The sequence below is a fragment of the Methylosinus sp. R-45379 genome (assembly GCF_001644125.1).
Classification (GTDB): domain Bacteria; phylum Pseudomonadota; class Alphaproteobacteria; order Rhizobiales; family Beijerinckiaceae; genus Methylosinus.
Map to the genome: position 1 here is coordinate 1 of NZ_LUUM01000202.1, position 2,223 is coordinate 2,223.

The window sequence follows — 2,223 nt, forward strand, 5'->3', positions numbered from 1 at the left end:
CGATCGGAACGCGCTCTAACGGTAAGGATTTCCGTCCCACGTATTCTCGGTCGCCGCGACGATGAGGACTGGACATGTTCCCATGACGCCGCGCCGCACGCGCATTTGCGCCTTGTCGAATGCCGTTACCGTGGACGTCGACAGATCGATGGGAAGCTTGTTGGTCCTTTCTTCCTCGGGAAGCGTCGCCTCGTATTCTCCCCAAATCCGACGCGCCAAGCTCAGCAAGCGCGGGCGGTCTTTCGTGATGACGACCGCAGCGGAAATCACGCCGGCCTCATACCATGACCGATAGGACGCCAGATCCCGGTCGAGATTGCCGTCCTTCGCGTTCCACTCCACGTCGAGGGCGACGCGGCCCTTGAAGTTGTCGACAAGGTAGCCTTCCTGCCGCACCGGCGGCAGCGTCCCTATGACCCTGCTGTTCTTGTCGTAGAGAATGCCCGTGGTTTCGAGGTCGAGGCGGGTCTCTTTCCAGCCCCGCGCCGAAAACAGACGGTCGATCTGCGCGGCGATGTCCCCTCGGTTGCCGCCCGCCTTCAGCCAGAATTCTGGAACCAGCCGATATGTCGAAAGGACATCGACTATGTCCTTCCATTCGTCCGGGCAAACCGCCTGCATGACAGCGGCGGCCGAGTTCGTTTCCATGAATTCCCAGTGCTCACGCGCAGCGGCCGGCAATACTTGGGGATCGTCGTAGGTATGGGTTTCGAACATGGCCTAGCCGCTTTCGGAGGGCTGAACCGTAGCCCACGCCGTTTCGTCCATGCAAGCGACGGTCGCCGCCGGGATTTCTGAAACGGCCAGCACGGGCCATGTGCAATTACCCATATCATGAGTCACGGTGACCACTCAACACATTGAAAAGACTAGTCTCTGCTTTTCCATTGGGAAGCATAAGTCGAGTCAATTTCACCCCATATCCTGAGTCGAAACTTCGAATTGCCCTCATAAAATGAGTCGGCTTTTGGAGCCAAATTCGCCTTGCCTTCGAGGTCGACGGGCGGCGAGCCGGAAATAAGCAGTATTGCCGAGTAATTGGAAGTCCTCACGGGACCTGCCAACCGCACGTCAGTATAGGCCGATCGCGATGGGGTGGCGCTGATATCCGAAGCGATCCATCGATCATGCCGGCCGCTTCCGCGACATCGGGCGTGAGGTCTGGACGATTGTCTAGGATGCGTGCCGCTGCCGCGCGTTCGCGACGGGCAGCCCGTCAAATCATCGAATACGGCACTGTCGATTTCCGATTTCTGGCGAAACGGAGGTCGGGGAGGGCGCGTTCACGGTCATAGATCCAAGACGTTTTGGAAGCATAACGTGAGTCGAATTTCACCAATAAATCGAGTCGTCACAATCCTCTATCAAAATAAATCAATATGTTATGTGACGGATTTGAACCCATAAATCGAGTCGACGCTCCGAAATTGGAGCATAAATCGAGTCGGATCGTGTCTTGAACGGGTCAGATGGATTCGAGTTCGCGGGCGGCGGCTTCGGCCACTGCGAGCCGGCATTCCGGCCTCCCCCCGTCCTCGAGGAACCAGGCGGCGGAGAGCGCGGCATGGGCGAGCGTCCATTCGAGGAGCCGCCGATATTCGATTCCGGAGGCTTGGGCGATCAACGTGGCTTGGCGCGCCAACCGCCCCGGCGCGGTCGACGTCGCCTCGTCGGGATTGCAGAGGATGTTCGCATAGTCGTAGCCCCGCTCTCCCGAAAGACCCTTGGGATCTATTGCAAGCCAGCCGCGGGCCCCGAAATCGAGGATGTTCCCGTGATGGACGTCGCCATGAAGAACGGCAACGTCGCGAGGTTCCGCTAGGAGCCTTCTCGCGGCGCCGGCGGCGACCGCCCATATTCCATCGTATCTCTCTGCCGCGTCCCACAGGGAACGGAAGCGGGCGACGAGAGGCGACAGTCCGATCATCTTCGTGGATCGGCGCCCGTGCAATCTGCGAACGACGTCGCAGACGATCAGCGTCGCCTCGTCGTCTCGGCCATTGCGGACAAGATCGACGAGCGACCGCGAACCCGTGGCTCGTTCCATCAGCAACGCCTCGCCGTCGTGCGCCAGAACGCGCGCCGCTCCGTTGCCGTCCCACCACGACAGGAGTGCGCTGGCATTGTGCTCCTCGCCGAGCGAGGAAATCTTGAGCATTGCCGCAACGTCGCCATGCCTTACCGGCAAAAGTCTGGCGCTGGGCGTGGTGATCGGTTCGCCAT

General features: G+C 60.0%; 2 protein-coding genes. Both read right to left on the reverse strand.

The genetic code is table 11. From position 1 onward, the window contains the following. Nucleotides 1–15: 15 nt before the first annotated feature. Complete coding sequence (locus A1351_RS08980; protein ID WP_083967246.1) at nt 16–717, reverse strand: BglII/BstYI family type II restriction endonuclease; 702 nt, start codon at nt 715–717, stop codon at nt 16–18. Nucleotides 718–1,465: 748 nt separating this feature from the next. After that, nucleotides 1,466–2,223, reverse strand: a 758-nt coding sequence (locus tag A1351_RS08985; RefSeq protein ID WP_064032808.1) for an aminoglycoside phosphotransferase family protein, incomplete at its 5' end; no start/stop codon positions are given.

Bases quoted from the DNA above. Each gene is read 5' to 3' on its own strand.
- A1351_RS08980 (WP_083967246.1), bottom strand. From the start codon at position 717: ATGTTCGAAACCCATACCTACGACGATCCCCAAGTATTGCCGGCCGCT.